The 20,049-nt window shown below is 39.1% G+C and carries 19 protein-coding genes and 2 tRNA genes; 10 read left to right on the top strand and 11 right to left on the bottom strand.

Going from position 1 to position 20,049, the window contains the following annotated elements; all coding sequences use genetic code 11:
• Positions 1–7 precede the first annotated feature (7 nt).
• Both DZC72_RS16990 and DZC72_RS16985 read right to left on the bottom strand, forming a co-directional pair.
• Positions 8–907 (bottom strand): MerR family transcriptional regulator, encoded by a 900-nt coding sequence (locus DZC72_RS16990; protein WP_125224124.1) that lies wholly within the window; start codon positions 905–907, stop codon positions 8–10.
• 112 nt (positions 908–1,019) lie between these two features.
• A tRNA-Leu gene (locus tag DZC72_RS16985) sits at positions 1,020–1,103 on the bottom strand.
• 204 nt (positions 1,104–1,307) lie between these two features.
• Here DZC72_RS16985 and DZC72_RS16980 point away from each other — a divergent pair.
• Positions 1,308–3,137, top strand: a complete 1,830-nt coding sequence (locus DZC72_RS16980; RefSeq protein WP_125224123.1) for a glycoside hydrolase family 2 protein — start codon at positions 1,308–1,310, stop codon at positions 3,135–3,137.
• Positions 3,138–3,384: 247 nt separating this feature from the next.
• On the opposite strand, the gene DZC72_RS16975 is transcribed toward DZC72_RS16980, so the two are convergent.
• Positions 3,385–3,457, bottom strand: a tRNA-Lys gene (locus tag DZC72_RS16975).
• Between the two features lie 138 nt (positions 3,458–3,595).
• Here DZC72_RS16975 and DZC72_RS16970 point away from each other — a divergent pair.
• Positions 3,596–4,111 (top strand): shikimate kinase, encoded by a 516-nt coding sequence (locus DZC72_RS16970; protein WP_125224122.1) that lies wholly within the window; start codon positions 3,596–3,598, stop codon positions 4,109–4,111.
• On the opposite strand, the gene DZC72_RS16965 is transcribed toward DZC72_RS16970, so the two are convergent.
• Both DZC72_RS16965 and DZC72_RS16960 read right to left on the bottom strand, forming a co-directional pair.
• A complete protein-coding gene (locus tag DZC72_RS16965; RefSeq protein ID WP_125224121.1) occupies positions 4,103–4,600 on the bottom strand; it encodes a phosphoribosyltransferase domain-containing protein in 498 nt (165 codons plus the stop codon). The genes DZC72_RS16970 and DZC72_RS16965 overlap by 9 nt on opposite strands.
• 313 nt (positions 4,601–4,913) lie before the next feature.
• The gene (locus DZC72_RS16960) at positions 4,914–5,297 is read right to left on the bottom strand and encodes an RNA-binding S4 domain-containing protein (RefSeq protein ID WP_125224120.1); all 384 of its coding nucleotides are present in this window, start codon (positions 5,295–5,297) and stop codon (positions 4,914–4,916) included.
• A 76-nt stretch (positions 5,298–5,373) separates the two neighbouring features.
• On the opposite strand from DZC72_RS16960, the gene DZC72_RS16955 reads away from it, so the two are divergent.
• Positions 5,374–6,342 carry an FKBP-type peptidyl-prolyl cis-trans isomerase gene (locus DZC72_RS16955; protein ID WP_125224119.1) on the top strand — a complete coding sequence of 323 codons (969 nt, stop codon included), beginning with the start codon at positions 5,374–5,376 and terminating at the stop codon, positions 6,340–6,342.
• Positions 6,343–6,423: 81 nt separating this feature from the next.
• On the opposite strand, the gene DZC72_RS16950 is transcribed toward DZC72_RS16955, so the two are convergent.
• On the bottom strand, positions 6,424–7,011 hold the full coding sequence (locus DZC72_RS16950) for an outer membrane beta-barrel protein (protein WP_125224118.1): 588 nt from the start codon (positions 7,009–7,011) through the stop codon (positions 6,424–6,426).
• 239 nt (positions 7,012–7,250) lie between these two features.
• On the opposite strand from DZC72_RS16950, the gene tgt reads away from it, so the two are divergent.
• The 6 genes from tgt to DZC72_RS16920 all read left to right on the top strand — a co-directional run bounded on the left by tgt (position 7,251) and on the right by DZC72_RS16920 (position 14,554).
• Positions 7,251–8,381: a tRNA guanosine(34) transglycosylase Tgt gene (tgt, locus tag DZC72_RS16945; protein ID WP_125224117.1), complete on the top strand. Its 1,131-nt coding sequence runs from the start codon at positions 7,251–7,253 to the stop codon at positions 8,379–8,381.
• Entirely contained in the window at positions 8,381–9,463 is a 1,083-nt protein-coding gene (locus DZC72_RS16940; protein WP_125224116.1) for an LptF/LptG family permease, read from the top strand. The genes tgt and DZC72_RS16940 overlap by 1 nt, the downstream gene beginning before the upstream one ends.
• A complete protein-coding gene (locus DZC72_RS16935) occupies positions 9,450–10,430 on the top strand; it encodes a DMT family transporter (protein WP_125224115.1) in 981 nt (326 codons plus the stop codon). The genes DZC72_RS16940 and DZC72_RS16935 overlap by 14 nt, the downstream gene beginning before the upstream one ends.
• 67 nt (positions 10,431–10,497) lie before the next feature.
• On the top strand, positions 10,498–11,451 hold the full coding sequence (locus DZC72_RS16930; RefSeq protein ID WP_125224114.1) for an acetyl-CoA carboxylase carboxyltransferase subunit alpha: 954 nt from the start codon (positions 10,498–10,500) through the stop codon (positions 11,449–11,451).
• 166 nt (positions 11,452–11,617) lie between these two features.
• Positions 11,618–13,168 carry a replicative DNA helicase gene (gene dnaB / locus DZC72_RS16925; RefSeq protein ID WP_125224113.1) on the top strand — a complete coding sequence of 517 codons (1,551 nt, stop codon included), beginning with the start codon at positions 11,618–11,620 and terminating at the stop codon, positions 13,166–13,168.
• A 123-nt stretch (positions 13,169–13,291) separates the two neighbouring features.
• Positions 13,292–14,554, top strand: a complete 1,263-nt coding sequence (locus DZC72_RS16920; protein WP_125224112.1) for an asparagine synthetase B — start codon at positions 13,292–13,294, stop codon at positions 14,552–14,554.
• Here DZC72_RS16920 and DZC72_RS16915 read toward each other — a convergent pair.
• Positions 14,551–15,360, bottom strand: coding sequence for an HAD family hydrolase (locus DZC72_RS16915; RefSeq protein WP_125224111.1), 810 nt, complete (start codon positions 15,358–15,360; stop codon positions 14,551–14,553). The two genes, DZC72_RS16920 and DZC72_RS16915, sit on opposite strands and share 4 nt — an antisense overlap.
• Before the next feature lie 88 nt (positions 15,361–15,448).
• Here DZC72_RS16915 and DZC72_RS16910 point away from each other — a divergent pair, with 88 nt between their 5' ends.
• Entirely contained in the window at positions 15,449–15,871 is a 423-nt protein-coding gene (locus DZC72_RS16910; protein ID WP_125224110.1) for a secondary thiamine-phosphate synthase enzyme YjbQ, read from the top strand.
• Positions 15,872–16,185: 314 nt separating this feature from the next.
• Here DZC72_RS16910 and rplT read toward each other — a convergent pair whose 3' ends face one another.
• From rplT to thrS, 4 genes are all read right to left on the bottom strand, one after another.
• Entirely contained in the window at positions 16,186–16,530 is a 345-nt protein-coding gene (rplT, locus tag DZC72_RS16905; protein WP_099543235.1) for a 50S ribosomal protein L20, read from the bottom strand.
• Positions 16,531–16,675: 145 nt separating this feature from the next.
• A complete protein-coding gene (gene rpmI, locus DZC72_RS16900; protein WP_099543236.1) occupies positions 16,676–16,873 on the bottom strand; it encodes a 50S ribosomal protein L35 in 198 nt (65 codons plus the stop codon).
• Positions 16,874–17,033: 160 nt separating this feature from the next.
• A complete protein-coding gene (infC, locus tag DZC72_RS16895; protein ID WP_099543237.1) occupies positions 17,034–17,588 on the bottom strand; it encodes a translation initiation factor IF-3 in 555 nt (184 codons plus the stop codon).
• A 22-nt stretch (positions 17,589–17,610) separates the two neighbouring features.
• The gene (gene thrS, locus DZC72_RS16890; protein ID WP_125224109.1) at positions 17,611–19,557 is read right to left on the bottom strand and encodes a threonine--tRNA ligase; all 1,947 of its coding nucleotides are present in this window, start codon (positions 19,555–19,557) and stop codon (positions 17,611–17,613) included.
• Positions 19,558–20,049 lie beyond the last annotated feature (492 nt).

Raw genomic sequence — 20,049 nt, 5'->3', positions numbered from 1 at the left:
GGGTTGGCTATAAATTTTGAATCACTTCTTCAATCGAGGTGAATGTCTTTACGAAGCTTGGAATTTCGGAACGTTCCAAGTGTTGGATTTGCCTGCCTAATATCCAAAAATGGGGGTTTGAGCTTTCTCTCAAGTATAATTCAAACTCCTTAAGATAGTTGGATATCTCAGTTTTGTCCGGTTTTACGGTAAAGTAAGATAGGAAATAAATGTTGTCAAAATATTTTATGAGATCTGTTAAATTTTCAATGGGTATCGTCTGCCCTAAATACACTACTTTATATCCCTTTAAAAGTATTTCATAATTCAAATAAAGTATTCCAATTTCATGTATCTCATTTTCTGGTAAAAAGGACACAAAGACTTTATTTGTCTTGGTAGGTTTTTGATTTTGGATACGCTCCGTATTCACCAGTATTTTTTGTTTTATAAGACTAGTAATAAAGTGCTCATGTGCCGGACTAATGGTATCCGTTTGCCAAAGAAGGCCTATTTCGTTTAACAAAGGAATGAATACTTCCTTAAAGACTTCCCCAAAAGACTTTGTCCTCAAGAGCTTATCATAGGTTTCAAAGAATAAGGTTTGGTCAAACTTCATCATTGACAACTTAAAGGCATTCAAATTTTGCGACTTGCTCGTCTTGTTTGAAACTACTTCCCTGACCATATTTGGAATTTCCGACTCGGGAATTTTCGCAATCTTGGAAATTTTATAGCCGTTGTCGTATAGAAGGGTTATGTTCAAAAGTTTCTGTAAGCTGGAAAGGCTATAGGTGCGTATATTGGTGTCCGTTCTTTCGGGTGAAAATAAATTGTATCTTTTCTCCCATATTCTAATGGTATGAGCCTTAATACCCGACAAATTTTCCAGGTCTCGAATACTGAATACTTTTTTTACGTTGTTCATATTTTGCCGTAAAACGTTAAACAAAATTAAGGAATTGAGTTTAAAGTTCGTTGTAAAAGAAGTTAAAATCTCGCCAAATAAAAAAAGCCAGGTGTTTTTGACCTGGCCTTTGTGCCCACGACTAGATTCGAACTAGCACGTCCTTGCGAACACTACCCCCTCAAGGTAGCGTGTCTACCAATTTCACCACGTGGGCAATTAAGAATCGGCGGTAAAGATATAAAGGTATTGTGTAATTCAAAGCAAATCCATGACGAGTTTTATGTATGATATAAAAATTATTTTATTTGGGATTCCTTCCAAATAATTCATGAATTTATTGTTCTCCCTAAGTTCAATATGCATTCCCTGAAGAAAATATTTTTAACTTGTTGAAATTTAAATATTTAATTTATAGCTTATGCGTAGAAGTAAAGCCACTCTTTTTTGTGTCGTTCTATCTTATCTTATTGGCGGCTTCAACATGACCTTTGGTCAGTGGAAACCCGCTGGTGATAAAATCAAGACGCAATGGGCCGATCAATTGGATCCAGCAAATGTGCTTAACGAATACCCTAGGCCTTTGATGGTAAGGGAGCAATGGAAGAATTTAAATGGTCTTTGGGATTACGCAATTACTGATAAAGGAGCTATTGCCCCAATCGATTTTAGGGGTAAGATTTTGGTTCCATTTGCCATAGAATCCAGTCTATCAGGGGTTATGGAACAAGTTGGCGGTTCTAAGGAACTATGGTACCAGACTTCCTTTGATATTCCTTTGGATTGGAAAGGTCAAAATGTACTACTTCATTTTGGAGCCGTAGATTGGAAAGCCGACGTTTGGATAAATGATGTTCAAATAGGTTCCCATACTGGTGGATATGCTCCTTTCAATTTTGACATCACACCTTTTTTAAGGAATGGAAAACAAAAATTATTGGTGAAGGTTTGGGATCCCACGGACGATGGTCCACAACCTAGGGGTAAACAGGTGAATAAACCCGAGGGAATTTGGTATACCCCGGTCACCGGAATTTGGCAAACCGTATGGTTGGAACCGGTACCAAAAAAACGTATTCGCAACATAAAGACAGTTCCCAACATGGATACAGGAACCGTTTCCATTACTCCTGAACTTGAAGGTACTTCCTATGGCGATATTGTTGAGATATCCATATTTGATGAGGGAGCCTTGGTTTCCAAGGCCAAGACTAGGGCAGGTATGGAAATAGTGTTGCCCGTAAAAAATGCAAAACTATGGTCACCGGAGACTCCCTTTCTTTACGATGTGGAAGTTAGTCTCATGTCCGATTCCAAGGAAGTGGATAGGGTCGCTAGTTATTTTGGAATGCGAAAAATCCGTATGAAAAAGGATGCTTTTGGCATTGTAAGAATGCAATTGAACAACAAAGATTATTTTCAGTATGGTCCTTTAGATCAAGGTTGGTGGCCGGACGGACTTTATACATCGCCTACGGACGAGGCACTTAAATACGATATTGTCAAGACCAAAGAGCTAGGCTTCAATATGATACGAAAACATGTAAAGGTGGAACCGGCACGGTGGTATGCCCATTGTGACAGACTGGGCATATTGGTTTGGCAGGATATGCCCAATGGTGACAAGGGTCCGCAATGGCAGAACCATGATTATTTCTCAGGTACTGAATTCACAAGGAGTGCAGAATCCGAGGCGATATATAGGTCCGAATGGAAGGAAATAATGGATTACCTGTATTCTGTACCAAGTATAGTGGTTTGGGTTCCTTTCAATGAGGCCTGGGGGCAATTCAAAACGGAGGAAATTGCCCAATGGACCAAAAGTTACGACCCGAGTAGGTTGGTAAATGCGGCCAGTGGCGGAAATTTTTATAGGACAGGAGATATTGTAGACTTGCATAATTATCCCGGGCCTGCCATGTATTTGTACGATGCGCAACGTGTAAACGTACTTGGGGAATATGGCGGTATTGGATTGGCAGTTGAGAACCATCTTTGGAAGCCTGATAACAATTGGGGATACGTAAAATTTAAAAACTCCAAGGAAACAACGAATCAATATGTTGAATACGCCGAAGAACTGAAAAAATTGGTGAAGGCTGGTTTCTCAGGGGCGATTTACACGCAGACAACAGATGTTGAAGGGGAAGTGAACGGATTTATGACCTATGACCGTAAGGTGGATAAAATGAAAGTTCCAGAAGTACGTAAGGTGAATTTGGAAGTGATAGATATCGTTAGTGAAAAGTAGCTTTTAATGCTATGATGAAAACACTGCTACTTTTTTGCAATTGTAGGTTCCATAAGTGCATGCTTTTTAAATAAAAAAAACCTTGACCGAAAAGTCAAGGTTTTTTGTGACTTGGCTGGGATTGGCTGCGCCTTTCCCTCAACGCTCCGCGTTGAAAATCAACAAAAGAAAACCTATTGCGCCAAAAAACAAAAGCAAGCTATGTTTTTTAGCTTGCTTCGTTTTCAACTTCTTGTTGATTTATTCGTGACCTGGCTGGGATTCGAACCCAGGACCCTTTCATTAAAAGTGAAATGCTCTACCAACTGAGCTACCAGGTCAAAATGTAAACGCAAAGATTCCTAGTTTGCGGGTGCAAATATAAGGCCTATTATTTATTTACCAAGTCCAAAAGTGTAAAATTTATTTTTTTTTGAAATCGGCTTAATTTGATGGATTTTTGCAAAAATATTTCTACAGTGAAAATCATACTGATAGGTTACATGGGGAGTGGAAAGACAACAATTGGTAAAAGGTTGTCCAATTACTTGGAAGTTAAATTTTTAGACTTGGATGATTATATTGAGGAGGCCGAGGAAATGTCCATAAGGGAAATTTTCAAGAATAGGGGGGAAGTCTATTTCAGAAAAAAGGAAACCGAGTACTTGAGGGAAGTTTTAGATCAAAATGAGGATTTCGTCCTATCGGTAGGTGGGGGCACTCCTTGTTTTGGCATCAACATGCAATTGATCAATGATGCAACTCCAAATTCTGTATATATAAAATCAGATTTGAATGTTTTAAGTGACAGGCTCATGAAGGAAAAGGAGAAGCGTCCTCTAATAGCGGATATAGCTCCTGAAGAATTTCAGGAATTTATAGCAAAGCATCTTTTTGAAAGAAGTTTTTTTTATAATCAAGCGCATCACACAATCTCCAATCAGAATAAAACAGTGGAGGAGGTAGTAATTGAAATTCAAAAGGTACTAGTCTAAATAAACCCTGTTTTTCTTGGGTTCAAAGAGCACGTTTACATGTTCCTGTAAGGAAGTGGAAAGGGAAATTCCTTTATAATCGGCCTTCACAGGGTATTTTTTATGATTTCTATTGACCAAAACCGCGGTCTTTAATTGTTTAAGCGGGGTTTTAAGAAAGTGATGCACACCATAAATCAATGTGGTGCCAGAGTTCAGCACATCATCTACTAATACGACCGACTTATTGGCATAGTCGTTTTCTGCTAAAGACGTGGATACACCGCTTTTCAGTGGGTCCTTTTTATCCATCATAACTTTGCAAAGAATTATTTCGGCTTCCGTAATTTTTTTAAGGACGTCCATTATTTTTTTAGCAAAAAGAAGTCCTCCGCCATCAATGCCGGCTATTACAATTTCCTTTTCTGAAACATTGGTCTCGTAAATTTGATAGGCAATCCGTTCAATTTTGTGCTGAATCTGTTGATGGTTCAATATTTGTTGTTGCATGGCCATTCAGTTCTAAAGGATAAATATAGAGGTTAATTTCGCTATTCGCTATTCGCTATTCGCTATTCGCTATTCGCTATTCGCTATTCGATGTTGGTAATTTGATTCTTAATGAATTTTGAGCTATTCACTCTGCACTTTCAACTATGCATTCTACACATTTACGTTGCTCGTTTTTGGTTGATGGTTGTTGATTGTTTCTTGTTGGTTGTTCGTTGTTGGATTTTAGAAAAAAACTATTCATTTTACGTTTTTCAGTCTGAACTCTTCATTCTGCACTTGTTGTTTATGATCATTTTTCACTCTTCATTCTTTACTCATCATCTTCTTCATTGATGTCCAAATAGTCATCGATTTCCCTACGATCTTTCTTGGTAGGCCTACCCGTTCCTTTTTTACGGTAATATTCCTTGGAATATTGTAAAAGTTCCTGATGGTCAAAAGCTTCCTTAGGCGTAGTGTCCTTTCTGTAGATATCCACCAATTTGGCACCTACTCTGCTTTCTGGAATATCCAAAACGGTAAGTTCGTAATCAATTTGGTTTTTACGAACGATTATTTTATCCATAGGAAATATTTCCCTACTAGGCTTTGCTGTTTGGTCATTAATTTTGACCTGACCTTTTTTACAGGCAATGGTGGCAATATTTCTTGTCTTAAAATAACGGGTACTCCAAAGGTACTTATCAATACGCATGGCAAACTAAAATCTTTGTTAAGGTTTCCCACAAAAATAGGGGAAAATTGTATCTTGCGCGCCTAAAATATTGTTGATGAAATTCAAAAACATTGTAATTCTTACCGTTGTTTTCGTAACGATTTGGTCCTGTAAAAAGGATGATGATTCGCCGGGGACGATAGTTCCTCCAAGATCCATCATAGAAGTTGCCGCTGAGGATGATGCCGAAATACGGGAGTTTTTAAGTACCCATTTTTTTAACTATGAGGATTTTCAAAACCCGCCAGAAGGATTCGACTTTAAAATACGATTTGATACGATAGCCGGGGAAAATGAAACAAAGACCTCCATATTAGATAGTGGTTCCTTACCGGGTATAGAATTCGGGATGGAAACGATTACCGTGGAGTCGGCTAGTTTTGGGGTAAGTGATGAAGAGATTGCGGAACATACACTATATTATCTTGTAGTAAGACAAGGATCCTCAGAGAATACACCTACGATAGGTGATAATGTGCTTTTGAGATATGAAGGAACACTTTTAGACGGTACATTATTTGACGCATCCAGTAATCAACCGATTTCATTTAACTTATCAGGAGTTGTACGAGGGTTTGGTAATGGTATGGAATATTTTAAAACGGGTACCGATCTAATGTTGAATGAGGACGGCACGGTAGCTTATTCGGATTATGGTATAGGAGCTATTTTTATACCATCTGGTTTGGCCTATTTTAATCGTGGTTCAGGTTCTGCTATTGCCGCTTATACACCGTTGATTTTTAAGGTTGACGCATTTGCTTATGAAAAGGATACGGATTTTGATGGAGACGGTATACCTTCTATTCTGGAGGATATTGATGGTGATGGAAACTTAAACAACGATAATACGGATGGAGATACCGAGTTTAATGTTTTTTTGGCGAACTATAACGATACAGACGACGACGGTGATGGTATACCCACTAGAGAGGAAATCGTGCTGGACGAAGAAGGGAAATTTGTGGAGTTTAAGGACACGGATGGGGATGGTACCCCAGATCATTTGGATAGAGATTCATAATCGGTATTAGTATATTCTCAGGAATTAAAAAGGCTTCCAAACTTTGGAAGCCTTTTTAATTTTTATGTGAAATATACCTGGTTAAATCTTTAAGGACAGACTTAATATAAGTTGGTCCGGTCTAGTGTCGATTCTATCACCTGTGGGTATACCACCTGTAGTGTTGATGAAGTTGACCTCGTTTTCACTAAATCCTCGTTCATAGCGCAAATCGATTCCCAACTTGCCCAAATTCACGCCGGCACCAATATTTAGGCCAACGGTAAAATCGTTCTCTACATTACCTAAGGTCACGCCATCAAACTCGGTGTCCAAAATGTACTGGAAAGAGGGTCCCGCAAATACATGTAAAGGACCAATGACATTGATACCCAATAGAACGGGAGCATCAAGTTTACTCATTTTAAAATCATCGTTCTCATACGTGGAGGATATTTTGGTGTATACCAATTCAGGTCTCACATAGATTTTACCTCCTAATTTCCCGAAAATACCCAAATGGTATCCTAAATTTTTATCGGGGTTTTCGAAGGCGTCACGTGTAGAATCAAAATAGTTTCCATTACCTGCGTAATTTAAACCTCCCTTTATTCCGAAACCGGAGCCACTTTGTGCCATTGCGGTCAGACCGGTCAAGAGCATAACAGTAAGAAAAAGTGTTTTTTTCATAATAGTTTTGTTTTTATTGAAACATCAGTATCAAGAACAATACCAATCGTTTCCTTTCTCGTTATACCATCAGAACGGAAGGTAAAGTTCTTTTATTGTTTGGCAAATTTAGTGGCGTTGGGGTTTTTCTTTGGTCGCAAGGAGTAGTAAGATTGACTTAAAACCTAAAACCTTCTTTGGTTTTTATTAAGTTTTGGAGCCAAGGAGTTCATTATCTTTGCTCCTTATATTAAAGGGTATTGAAATTTACACTACATAAAACCGATTCTCAGAGCAAGGCTAGGGCGGGAACTATTGTAACCGATCATGGTAAGATTGAAACCCCTATTTTTATGCCCGTTGGAACGGTAGCATCTGTCAAGGGGGTACATCAAAAGGAGCTCAAGGAGGAGATAAATCCGGATATTATTCTGGGCAACACCTATCACTTGTTTCTAAGGCCAAAGACCGATATTCTTCAGAAGGCGGGCGGTCTTCATAAATTCATGGGATGGGACCGAAACATTTTGACCGATAGTGGAGGCTATCAGGTGTACTCGCTGTCCGGAAACCGAAAAATAAAGGAAGAAGGGGTGAAGTTCAAATCCCACATTGATGGTTCAATGCATATGTTCACACCTGAAAATGTCATGGAAATCCAACGTGTAATTGGCGCGGATATCATCATGGCCTTTGATGAGTGCACCCCTTATCCCTGTGATTATAATTATGCCAAGCGTTCCATGCACATGACCCACCGATGGTTGGACCGATGTATCGGCCATTTGGAAAAAACCCCTTTTGTCTACGACTATTCCCAGAGCTTTTTCCCCATAGTACAAGGTTCTACCTATAAGGATTTACGTAGACAGTCCGCCGAATATATAGCGAACGCGGGTGCTGAGGGAAATGCCATCGGCGGACTTTCTGTTGGGGAACCTGCCGAGGAAATGTACGGCATGACCGAGGTGGTCTGTGAAATCCTTCCCGAGGACAAACCCAGATATTTAATGGGGGTGGGTACTCCCATAAACATCTTGGAAAATATTTCCCTGGGAATTGATATGTTCGATTGTGTAATGCCGACCAGAAACGCAAGAAATGGGATGCTTTTTACGGCACATGGCACCATCAATATAAAGAACAAAAAATGGGAGGATGATTTTTCGCCCATTGATGAAATGGGAACTACCTTTGTTGATAGGGAATACACCAAGGCCTATTTAAGACATTTGTTCGTGGCGAATGAATATTTGGGAAAACAAATCGCTACAATTCACAATTTAGGATTCTATCTTTGGTTGGTACGTCAAGCAAGAAAGCATATTTTGGACGGGGATTTTTATACTTGGAAGAATAGCATGGTAAAACAAATGGACAGAAGACTGTAGTGCTCTCTATAATAGACAAATACATATTAAAGCGTTACTTGGCCACTTTCGCCTTGATGCTGCTCTTATTCATCCCAATAGGGATAATGGTAAATTTGGCGGAGCAGATCGGGAAGATGATCGACAATGAGGCACCATTGAATGAAATACTGTTCTATTATCTAAATTTTACCATTTACATAGGTAGTCTTCTCTTTCCAATTTTTCTTTTTCTATCGGTCATCTTTTTTACGTCAAAGCTGGCCAATAATACGGAAATCGTTGCCATATTAAGTTCCGGGGTTTCCTATGGCAGGTTCCTGCGACCCTACTTGATCGGGGCCACCATCATCGCCATTATCATGTTCTTTATGACCATGTTTATTGTTCCTCAGGCAAGTATCGGTTTTAATGAATTCAAGTTTAAATACCTTAAGCGCGGTAAGCAGGACAGGATTACCAACAATATATTTAACCAACTTAACGAAACGGATTTTATCTATGTTAGTAGTTTTGATCCCGCGAGGCAATTGGGGCATAATTTCACCTATGAAAGGTTCCATAGAGACAACAAGCTCGATTTTAAAATATCCGCAGTAAATATACGATGGGTGGAAAAGGACAGTACCTATAGGCTTACTTCCTATGTAAAACGTAAAATGGTAGGGGATTCCGCAATCTTGGAGAGCAAACGTCGACTGGACACGATTTTTTCATTTAAAATAGATGATCTCACCCCCGTTTCCTATGTAGCAGAGACGAAAAACCTGTTTGAACTAGATCAATTTATTGCCGATCAAAAACGAAAGGGGGCATCCAATATCAATACCTATATTCTGGTCAAATACAAACGATGGGCATTGCCTTTAACGGCGTTTATTCTCACTATAATAGCGGTAGCGGTTTCCTCGGTAAAAAGAAGGGGTGGAATGGGTGTGAACTTGGCTTTCGGTATTTTGGTGGCCTTTGTATTTATCTTTTTTGACAAGGTTTTTGGAACGCTCGCGGAACAGTCCGGATTTTCGCCTTTATTGGCGGTAATCATTCCTAATGTACTTTTTGGCCTATTGGCCTTTTATCTTCTGCAAAATGCAAAAAGATAGAATTCTCAACCTAATCCATTTACACGTAATTGTTTTTATTTGGGGCTTTACAGCGATATTGGGAAAATTGATTTCCATTGATTCCCTACCGTTGGTATGGTATAGGATGTTATTGGCTTCTGTATTTATTTTAATTTACATCTTAGTGGTTCGCCTTCGTTTAAAGGTAGACAGAAGGGCTTTGGGTTGGTTGATTTTTGGAGGGATGGTGGTTGCCAGCCACTGGGTCACGTTTTTTTATGCCATAAAGATTTCCACCATATCCGTAGCACTGGCCATGATGTCCACGGGAGCTTTTTTTACCGCTTTGATGGAACCCTTCGTTTTTGGGCGCAAAGTAATTGTATATGAATTGTTGTTTGGGATCTTGGTTATTGCAGGGCTCGTTTTGATCTTTAGGGTGGAGTCCAACCATACCTATGGCATGTTGGTGGCCTTATGCTCTGCTTTTTTGGCTGCGGTATTTTCATTGGTCAATGGAAAATTGGTAAAACAGCATAAACCTTCGGTAATATCATTTTATGAATTAAGTATAGGAGTCTTGTTTCTTTCCTTGATTTTGGCCATAGGAGGCAGTTTTTCGTCTGAATTTTTTCAACTAAGCAAGATGGATTGGTCATATATTTTTATTCTGGCCCTAATTTGTACTGCCTATGCTTTTTTTGCTTCTATTAAAGTGATGCGCGTATTGACACCCTATACCGTAATGTTAACGACCAATTTGGAACCCGTTTACGGTATCCTATTGGCTTGGTTTATTTTTGGTTCGGAAGAACAATTGAATCCATTGTTTTATATAGGTGCCCTAATTATTTTATGCACGGTGATATTGAACGGGATATTAAAATACAGGGCAAGTCTAAACAGACTACCCATAAGGAAAGTAAGGAGGTTTTTATATGGAAACAAAAATTGTAAAGTATGGATAAAGCTGGATGCTTTACATTCCAAGTTATCTGCCAAATGACTATGGGCAGATTACCCATTAAAGTTTTATCTTTGCCTGCACAACGAACGAAATCTTATTGAAAACTATGGAGTATTTGGATTTTGAACTTCCAATTAAGGAATTGGAAGACCAATTGGACAAGTGTATTGTTATAGGAGAGGAAAGTGATGTAGACGTATCCGAAACCTGTAAACAAATAGAGAAGAAATTAGAGGAGACAAGGAAGGAAATCTATAAGAACCTCACACCTTGGCAACGTGTTCAATTATCGAGACATCCAAACAGACCCTACACGTTGGATTACATCAGGGCAATTTGTGGGGATACATTTCTTGAATTGCATGGGGATCGTAACGTAAAGGACGATAAGGCCATGATCGGGGGATTGGGTAAAATAGGTGATCAGAGTTACATGTTCATTGGGCAACAAAAAGGCTACAACACCAAGACAAGACAATACAGGAACTTTGGTATGGCCAATCCAGAAGGGTATAGAAAGGCGTTACGATTGATGAAATCTGCCGAGAAATTTGGCATACCAGTGGTAACACTTATCGATACTCCTGGTGCCTATCCAGGAATTGAGGCGGAGGAAAGAGGTCAGGGAGAGGCAATTGCCCGGAATATTTTGGAAATGACGCGATTGGAAGTACCCATAATCGTAGCGATAATTGGTGAGGGAGCTTCGGGCGGAGCCTTGGGAATAGGAGTAGGTGACAAGGTTTTGATGTTGGAGAACACTTGGTATTCGGTTATTTCACCAGAATCCTGTTCATCAATTCTTTGGAGAAGTTGGGAATTCAAGGAAAGGGCGGCGGAAGCATTGAAGCTTACGGCCAGTGATATGAAAAAACTCAAATTGATAGATGAAATTGTAAAGGAACCCGCAGGAGGGGCACACGCCAACAGGGAAAAAACCTTTGAAATCCTCAAAAATAAAATTGCCGCACATTATGAGGAACTCCAAAAGTTATCACCAAAAGAATTGGTGAAGCAACGGATGGAAAAATATGCCAATATGGGAGTATTTAATGGTTAAACTACCATTTTAACAGCATGACATTGGACCGAAGATTTTCATCTTCGGTTTTTTTATGTTATCAACATAAAATTGTATTTTATCAACAGGCAATTGTTAGTTAACTGTGGACATTGGTTTCAACTCAATTAAAGTTAACTAAAGGTTAATTGTATATTTTCGCACTATGGAGAACACACAACCTTTTGTTGGTCGCAAGATTGACAAATCTACAATTATTAGCCTCGAAAGGGGAAAGATACCGCCACAAGCTATTGATTTAGAGGAAGTTGTGCTTGGCGCAATGATGATTGACAAAAAAGGGGTCGATGAAGTAATAGATATTCTTCATCCCGATGTGTTTTATAAGGATGCCCATAGATTTATCTATGAGGCGATATTCATATTGTTCGAGGAATCGCAACCCGTGGATTTATTAACCGTTTCTTCCCAATTGAAGAAAGCTGGAAAATTGGAAGCCGTTGGGGGCGATTTTTACCTTATAAAATTGACTCAAAAAGTGGCATCTTCGGCACATATCGAGTTCCACGCCCGTATCATACTTCAGAAATATATTCAGCGCAGCTTGATAAAAATTTCAAACGAGATTATTGAGGATGCATACGATGAAAGTACCGACGTTTTTGACCTTCTGGACAATGCCGAGGCTAAATTATATGATGTCACCCAAGGTAATCTTAAAAGGTCTGCCGAAACCGCGCAGAATTTGGTGATACAAGCCAAGAAGAAAATCGAGGAGATTGCCAATAGGGAGGGTCTTAGTGGAATACCTTCCGGATTTGATAAGTTGGACAAGTTGACCTCAGGTTGGCAACCGAGTGATTTAATAATCGTTGCCGCGCGTCCGGGTATGGGTAAAACGGCGTTGACCTTGTCCATGGCCAGAAATATGGCCGTAAATTCAAACACTCCGGTAGCCTTCTTTTCCTTGGAAATGTCCTCTGTACAGTTGATAACTAGATTGATTTCATCGGAGACGGGTCTTTCTTCGGAGAAATTGAGAACGGGCAAATTAGAAAAACACGAATGGGAACAATTGAACGTAAAGGTAAAAACCTTGGAAAAAGCTCCTTTGTTCATTGATGATACGCCTTCCTTATCCATATTTGATTTGCGCGCCAAGGCAAGGCGACTGGCTTCCCAACATGGTATTAAAATGATTATGATAGATTACTTGCAGTTGATGACGGCCGGTGGTAGTCAAAAAGGAGGAAATAGGGAACAGGAAATATCTACGATATCCAGGAATTTAAAAGCGTTGGCAAAGGAATTGAACGTGCCCGTAATCGCCTTGTCACAGCTTTCAAGGGCCGTTGAGACGAGAGGTGGTAGCAAGAGACCAATTCTTTCAGATTTGAGGGAATCCGGGGCTATAGAGCAGGATGCCGATATTGTTTCCTTTATCTACCGACCCGAATACTATAAAATTGAGGAATGGGACGACGAAGAACGCACCCCAACGCAAGGCCAAGCGGAATTTATTGTAGCAAAACACAGAAATGGTGGATTGGACAATATTCGACTTAAATTTATTGGAAGTCAAGGTAAATTTGATAATTTGGATGATTTCGATTCGCCTTTTGAGTTTCAGTCCAAAATGAACGATAACGAGGAGAACCCTTTTACAACGAAGAACCTTCCAAGTGCTGACGACGCCTTTGGTAGCTCCATGAATCAAGGGTTGGATCCAGAAGATGAAGACGATGTACCATTTTAAGGTCGTAAGGCACTCATTTTTTAGATTTTAATCGGTCTAATTTTAAAAATCTTTAACGCTCCTAAAACACAGGAGCGTTTTTTTTCGTTTATTTTTGGGAGGAGACCAATTGAAACCTTTGGTATGACTAGAATTCTTTTTTTACTGTCACTATTTTTTATTTCCCATTTAGGGCATGCCTCTTCCATTCTAATACCCATGGACTCAGAATCTCAAAAAAATCATTTAAAGGCTTATGGAATTACCTATTGGGTACTTTCCAAACAGCAAAAAGTACAATGGTTGCTTAATTATAGGGGAGGATCCTTTCTTTTGCCGGATGGTGAAGTTATACGAAAAGAGTGCCAAATCAGGGGCGTTTCCTTTGAAATACTATCGGATGACCAAGCAAATACAATACTCGATGAAATAAGCAGTCCGTCCAAGAATCAAGATGCTGTAATTTTGGAGAAGGCACCGAAAATTGCGGTGTATTCCCCTAAAGAAAACCAGCCATGGGACGATGCGGTTACCATGGCGTTAACCTATGCCGAAATACCTTATGTCACGGTGTACGACGAGGAAGTCATGGAGGATAAGCTGGCCCTATATGATTGGCTACACTTGCATCATGAGGATTTCACGGGACAATATGGCAAGTTTTATGGTGCGTACCGGGCTACTCCATGGTATATCGAAGGTAAGAAGGAAGCGGAAAAGTTGGCCAGAAAATTAGGTTATGATAAAGTTTCAGATGAGAAACTGGCCGTCGCACTAAAGATCAGAAACTATGTAATTGGAGGTGGTTTTATGTTCGCCATGTGCTCTGCGACCGATAGTTTTGATATAGCACTTGCGGCAGACGGCGTAGATATTTGTGAGCCCATGTTTGATGGGGATCCATCGGACCCTAATTATCAGGCTAGTTTGGACTTTGACAAAACCTTCGCTTTCACGGATTTTGTCTTGGAAAGAAGTCCGGTCAAATATGAATTTTCTTCCATAGATATGACTTCAAAAAGGGGGAATGTCCCAAAAGAGCAGGACTATTTTTCCTTAATGGATTTTTCGGCCAAATGGGATGCAGTTCCTACCATGCTATGTCAAAACCACACCTCGCTGGTAAAAGGGTTTATGGGACAGACCACGGCTTTTGAGCGTTCTGAAATCAAACCAACCGTATTGGTGCTAGGGGAAAATAAATTAAATGGCGAGGCCCGCTATATTCATGGTATAAAAGGGAAGGGTTTTTTTACGTTTTATGGTGGTCATGATCCTGAGGATTATCAACACAGGGTAGGGGATCCAAAAACAGAGTTGGAATTGCATCCAACTTCGCCGGGGTATCGGTTAATTTTAAACAATGTGTTGTTTCCTGCGGCTAGAAAGAAAAAACAAAAGACTTAATTGGTCAATAAATAGTCAGTTAATTTTTTCAACTGATGTTCAACCCCCATGTCGTCATTGCTTAATGTAAGGTACTTGGCGGCCCTTTTTATGGTAGGATGGGCATTTTCCATGGCAAAGCTATATTCGGATAGGGCTAGCATCTCCAAATCATTGTTGTAGTCCCCAAACACCATAATTTCATTCGATGTAATGCCATAGATTTGCATGACTTTTTCCAGGGCGAATCCTTTATGTGCATTGGGACTTGATATATCTACCCAATTTTCACCTGAAACTTTGACTTTCATCCTATTTTCAAAGTGTTTAACATGGGGGTATATGTATCTTTCAGAATCATCAAAATGATAAATGGCAATTTTAATGATTTCTGAATCCACAACGCTTAGTTCATCCAGTATTTCAAATTGCGTATAATATTCTTTGAGCTTTTGAGAAAATAAATCGGATTTACCAGATATGTAGGCCATATGCTTGCCACATAGTACCGGATGGGTATTGGGAACCTGCTTTATTGTTTTCAATATTTCGAAAACATACTGGGTGTTAAGGGGTGTAGATAGAATTTCACGGTCCCTTTGTTTTGCAAACCCCCCGTTTTCGGCGATTACGATGATGTCGTCCTTAATAGGATACAACTTATCAATAATACTATTATATTGTCTGCCACTGGCCGCTACAAAATGAATTCCTTTACTTTTTAAATGTTCAAAAAGTTTAAAAAATTCAGCACTTACTTCGTGATTTGAGTTGAGTAAGGTACCGTCCATATCGGTGACGACCATCCTTATTTTAGATAAATCCATATTTTTAAATAAGGAGCAAAGATATTTCAACGATATCTATTTAATAGATAATAGGTAAAGTTTTACCTTTATTTAATAAGAAATTGGCATGCATTGGTTTCAAAAAGAGTTTGCACTTCCCAAATTTTCTAGGGGTTTTCATTTAATAACGAATAGGATATTGGAAAGATGTCCAGAGATAAACGATATTGATATAGGAATTTGTCAGGTCTTTATCAAACATACATCGGCAAGCCTTACCATTAATGAGAATGCAGACCCTACGGTAAGAAGTGATTTTGAAAGCCATATGAATATGATGGTGCCGGAAAATGCCCCGTATTATGTGCATACCTATGAAGGGCAAGATGACATGCCCGCGCACATTAAGTCCTCCTTAATGGGAGCATCGGTTCAAATTCCTATTTCACAGGGTAAACTTAACTTGGGTATTTGGCAAGGTATATATCTATGTGAACACAGGAATCATGCTTCGGGTAGAACATTGGTGGTTACCATCTTCGGTAATTGATAAAGTAGTCTTTACCTAATGACTTGCGAGGCATCGATTTTGAACAGAATACAAACCTAAATCAATTACCTATTAAGAAGTCACCAAAAGTCTTTGTGTTCTTGGCAAACAGAATGAACGAACATTTGAAAAGGGAAATTTTAATCTTCCCGAAGAGGAGAAAATTAATGGCTTGTTTAGGGATATGGTAAAAATAGGGATGCGCTAATGGATTAAGGGAAGTGTAGGGTGGTCAAAGTGAAGGTGAGTTCATAATGGAAAATAAAAAATCCGACCTTTTAAGTCGGATTATTTTAAGTGAGATTCGTTTTAATTTATTTTACTTGCTCTACGATAGCTTTAAAAGCTTCTGGGTGATTCATGGCCAAATCTGCGAGAACCTTTCGATTTAGTTCAATTCCACTGGCTTTTACTTTACCCATAAATTGCGAGTAGGACATTCCATGCTGTCTGGCACCTGCATTAATACGGGTAATCCATAATGAACGGAATGTTCTTTTTTTGTTTTTTCGATCTCTATAAGCATATAACATTGCTTTTTCGACCGCGTTTTTGGCTACTGTCCAAACATTTTTACGTCTTCCAAAGTAACCTTTGGCTTGCTTCATTACCTTTTTTCTCCTGGCTCTGGAAGCTACTGCATTTACTGATCTTGGCATTTCTTTTCGTTTTTTTGTAGTTGGCGATTAAATAGTTATCCGTTGTACGTCAAGGTTTTTCAGAGGCTCTTAACTTTTAACTTCTAACTTTTAACTCTTTTTGATTGGCCTAACTCCATGGTTAATAAATTTACCTTTTGAACTTTTACTTTAAACGTAATTGTTCCTTGATGCTGTTAACGTCATTTGGATGAACCAAAGTATCATGCGTTAAAGCAAGTTTGCGCTTTTTAGATTTCTTAGTAAGAATGTGGCTCTTAAAAGCGTGCTTTCTTTTGATTTTACCCGTACCTGTAAGCTTAAAACGCTTCTTGGCACTGGATTTTGTTTTTTGTTTAGGCATTTTCTCCTATTTTTTGATTAAATCTCACTTGCTACCTTCTATATTTTGGACCCAGAAGGTTGCTTAAGGGTCTCTTTCCAAGCCAAACGCTATCAGTGAATTACTAATAGCGTTTAGTTTTTATGTAAAAAGCTTCAGTTGGTTTGAAAAACCGAAGCGTTTATTTTTTTGTTTTTGGAGCTATGAACATGGTCATTCTTTTTCCTTCCAACCTTGGCATTTGTTCTACCTTTCCAAGTTCTTCCAGTTCAGAAGCTAGTTTTAAAAGCAGAATTTCTCCTTGATCTTTATAGACTATCGAGCGTCCTTTAAAAAAAACGTATGCTTTCAACTTTGCACCATCTTTCAGGAATTTTTCAGCATGCTTCTTTTTAAACTCATAGTCATGGTCATCAGTATTCGGTCCAAACCTAATTTCCTTAACAACTACTTTGGAAGCCTTGGCTTTCATGGCCTTCTCCCTTTTTTTCTGTTCGTATAAAAACTTTTTGTAATCTATAATTTTACAAACAGGAGGATCCGCCTTTGGTGAAATTTCAACTAAATCCAATTCCAGTTCCTTGGAAATATCCAAGGCTTTTCGAATAGGATATACTCCAACTTCAATGTTGTCACCAACTAACCTTACTTCCGGAGCAAGTATCTGTTCATTAATATTGTGAGGGTTTTTATTTTCCCTTCTAGGTTGAGGCCTGAATCTTTTACGTATTGCTATGACTTACTATTTTTAATTAAACTTAATTTTTGAACGACTTTAAGGTACTATTTATTTCCTTAGATACCAAGTCGGTAAATGCTACAATGGTTATGGCTCCTAAATCTTCACCACCGTGCCTTCTTACTGAAATGGTGTTGGAACTTTCATCGTTTTCTCCTACGATAAGCATAAATGGAATCTTATTCATCTCCGCTTCCCGTATTTTTTTGCCGACCGTTTCGTTTCTATTATCTACAAGGGCGCGAATTTCGTTATTTTCTAGCGATTTTAAAACTTTTTCAGCATATTTTTCATGTTTCTCGCTAACTGGCAAGACAATAGCTTGGTCCGGTATTAGCCATAGCGGAAAATTACCACCTGTGTGCTCCAATAAAAGAGCGATAAAACGTTCCATACTGCCAAATGGTGCACGGTGAATCATGACCGGCCTATGCAATTCGTTGTCGCTCCCCTTATAAGTCAGTTCAAATCTTTCGGGTAAATTATAATCAACCTGTATGGTCCCCAATTGCCATTGCCTACCAAGTGCATCTTTAACCATAAAGTCCAACTTTGGACCGTAAAATGCGGCTTCTCCACGTTCAATGACATAGTCAAGGCCCTTTTCTTTTGCGGCATTAATAATCGCCTGCTCCGCTTTTTCCCAATTTTCAACGGAACCTATATATTTTTCAGGTTTGTCCAAATCGCGTACTGAGACCTGGGCGGTAAAATCCTCGAAACCCAAAGAGCCCAAAACATAAAGGGATAGGTCGATAACATTTTTGAATTCTTTATCCAATTGATCAGGTGTGCAAAAAATATGTGCGTCATCCTGGGTAAAACCGCGAACCCTGGTAAGACCATGTAGTTCTCCGCTTTGTTCATATCTGTAAACGGTACCAAACTCCGCATACCTTTTAGGTAATTCTTTATAACTAAACGGACGGGTGTTGTAAATTTCACAATGATGTGGGCAGTTCATCGGTTTCAAGAGAAATTCTTCGTCTTGTTTGGGCGTGTGAATAGGTTGAAAGCTATCCTCCCCATATTTTGCGTAATGTCCGGATGTTACATAAAGCTCTTTTTGTCCAATATGTGGGGTAACCACCATTTCATAACCTGCTTGCTTTTGCGCCTTTTTTAGAAATTGTTCAAGGCGCTCCCTTAGGGCGGCACCTTTTGGTAACCATAAAGGAAGTCCTTGCCCCACTTTCTGTGAAAAAGTAAAGAGTTCCAATTCTTTTCCTAATTTCCTGTGGTCCCTTTTCTTAGCCTCCTCCAAAAGCGCTAAATATTCGGTAAGGTCTTTCTGTTTTGGAAAGGAAATACCATACACCCTGGTTAATTGGGGCTTGTTTTCGTCACCGCGCCAGTAAGCTCCTGCAACACTTAAAATTTTAATTGCCTTTACAATTCCCGTATTGGGAATATGTCCGCCGCGGCACAAGTCGGTAAAAGTATCATGGTCACAAAATGTTATAGAACCGTCCTCTAAATTCTCAATTAATTCGACCTTATATTCATTGCCTTGTTCTTTATAAAATTTTAAAGCGTCCGATTTGGATACTTTTCTCATCTTGTAGTCATGTTTACCGCGGGCAATTTCCAAGGCCTTTTGTTCAATTTTGGAAAAATCTTTTTCGGATATGGTGCCCTCAGGTAGGTCTACATCATAATAGAACCCGTTTTCTATCGCTGGCCCTATAGTTAGTTTTACACCGGGATATAGTGCTTCAAGCGCTTGTGCGACAATATGGGAGGTTGAGTGCCAAAAAGCTTTCTTACCTTCTTTGTCGTTCCACGTAAATAAGGTCAGAGATCCGTTTTCGGTTAGGGGAGTGGTGCTTTCAACGGTTGTGTCGTTAAATTTTGCAGATATAACATTTCTGGCAAGTCCTTCACTAATGCTTTTGGCTACATCCATTGGGGTAGCCCCTTTTTGGAATTCCTTTGTTGAGCCATCTGGCAAGACAATCTCTATCATGATGTAATTTTATACGGGGAGCAAAGATACTATGTTGTTGTTATGTCCGCAATAGTATGGAACAATATGTTTAAGTAGTAAAATTGTAATCATTATGGGCAAAATCACAATCTGTGATTTCGCTGGATTATATAGGGGTGTTATTATGTTGTTTTTTTTCTTTGAGAGGAAAGATTTTTTTACTAAATTCATGGCCCTTTTTATTTTAAAAAATACAATTATCTCATTTTAAGATTGTTGTGATTGAAGCTGAAAAAAAAGTCCAAAAAATGTGATTTTTTTTCTTTGAATTTTAAAAAACGGTCATACATTTGCAGCCCGTTAGCCGTTGGAGCTTTTTTTTGGCGGCGTACGGGAGCACATGGTGCGAACGCTCATTGATGTTTTTTTGTCTTGCCGTTGGGCCTGAAAAAAAAGTTTTTTTTTCTTCCCAAAAAGTTGCCGGGTAACAAAACAGTCGTATATTTGCACCCGCTTAGCGAAACGCTGGGC

Origin of the sequence: Maribacter algicola (genome assembly GCF_003933245.1) — a bacterium.
GTDB lineage: Bacteria > Bacteroidota > Bacteroidia > Flavobacteriales > Flavobacteriaceae > Maribacter > Maribacter algicola.
The sequence above is the reverse complement of the archived record's forward strand: the minus strand, read 5'-3'. Positions and strand labels throughout refer to the sequence as shown.

Excerpts from the sequence above, each read along its gene's own strand:
- DZC72_RS16920 (WP_125224112.1), top strand. The coding sequence starts at position 13,292 with ATGACTAGAATTCTTTTTTTACTGTCACTATTTTTTATTTCCCATTTA.
- thrS (WP_125224109.1), bottom strand. The coding sequence starts at position 19,557 with ATGATAGAGATTGTCTTGCCAGATGGCTCAACAAAGGAATTCCAAAAA.
- dnaB (WP_125224113.1), top strand. The coding sequence starts at position 11,618 with ATGGAGAACACACAACCTTTTGTTGGTCGCAAGATTGACAAATCTACA.
- DZC72_RS16930 (WP_125224114.1), top strand. The coding sequence starts at position 10,498 with ATGGAGTATTTGGATTTTGAACTTCCAATTAAGGAATTGGAAGACCAA.
- DZC72_RS16965 (WP_125224121.1), bottom strand. The coding sequence starts at position 4,600 with ATGCAACAACAAATATTGAACCATCAACAGATTCAGCACAAAATTGAA.
- DZC72_RS16910 (WP_125224110.1), top strand. The coding sequence starts at position 15,449 with ATGCATTGGTTTCAAAAAGAGTTTGCACTTCCCAAATTTTCTAGGGGT.
- DZC72_RS16960 (WP_125224120.1), bottom strand. The coding sequence starts at position 5,297 with ATGCGTATTGATAAGTACCTTTGGAGTACCCGTTATTTTAAGACAAGA.
- DZC72_RS16915 (WP_125224111.1), bottom strand. The coding sequence starts at position 15,360 with ATGGATTTATCTAAAATAAGGATGGTCGTCACCGATATGGACGGTACC.
- DZC72_RS16950 (WP_125224118.1), bottom strand. The coding sequence starts at position 7,011 with ATGAAAAAAACACTTTTTCTTACTGTTATGCTCTTGACCGGTCTGACC.
- DZC72_RS16935 (WP_125224115.1), top strand. The coding sequence starts at position 9,450 with ATGCAAAAAGATAGAATTCTCAACCTAATCCATTTACACGTAATTGTT.
- DZC72_RS16980 (WP_125224123.1), top strand. The coding sequence starts at position 1,308 with ATGCGTAGAAGTAAAGCCACTCTTTTTTGTGTCGTTCTATCTTATCTT.
- rplT (WP_099543235.1), bottom strand. The coding sequence starts at position 16,530 with ATGCCAAGATCAGTAAATGCAGTAGCTTCCAGAGCCAGGAGAAAAAAG.
- DZC72_RS16990 (WP_125224124.1), bottom strand. The coding sequence starts at position 907 with ATGAACAACGTAAAAAAAGTATTCAGTATTCGAGACCTGGAAAATTTG.
- rpmI (WP_099543236.1), bottom strand. The coding sequence starts at position 16,873 with ATGCCTAAACAAAAAACAAAATCCAGTGCCAAGAAGCGTTTTAAGCTT.
- DZC72_RS16955 (WP_125224119.1), top strand. The coding sequence starts at position 5,374 with ATGAAATTCAAAAACATTGTAATTCTTACCGTTGTTTTCGTAACGATT.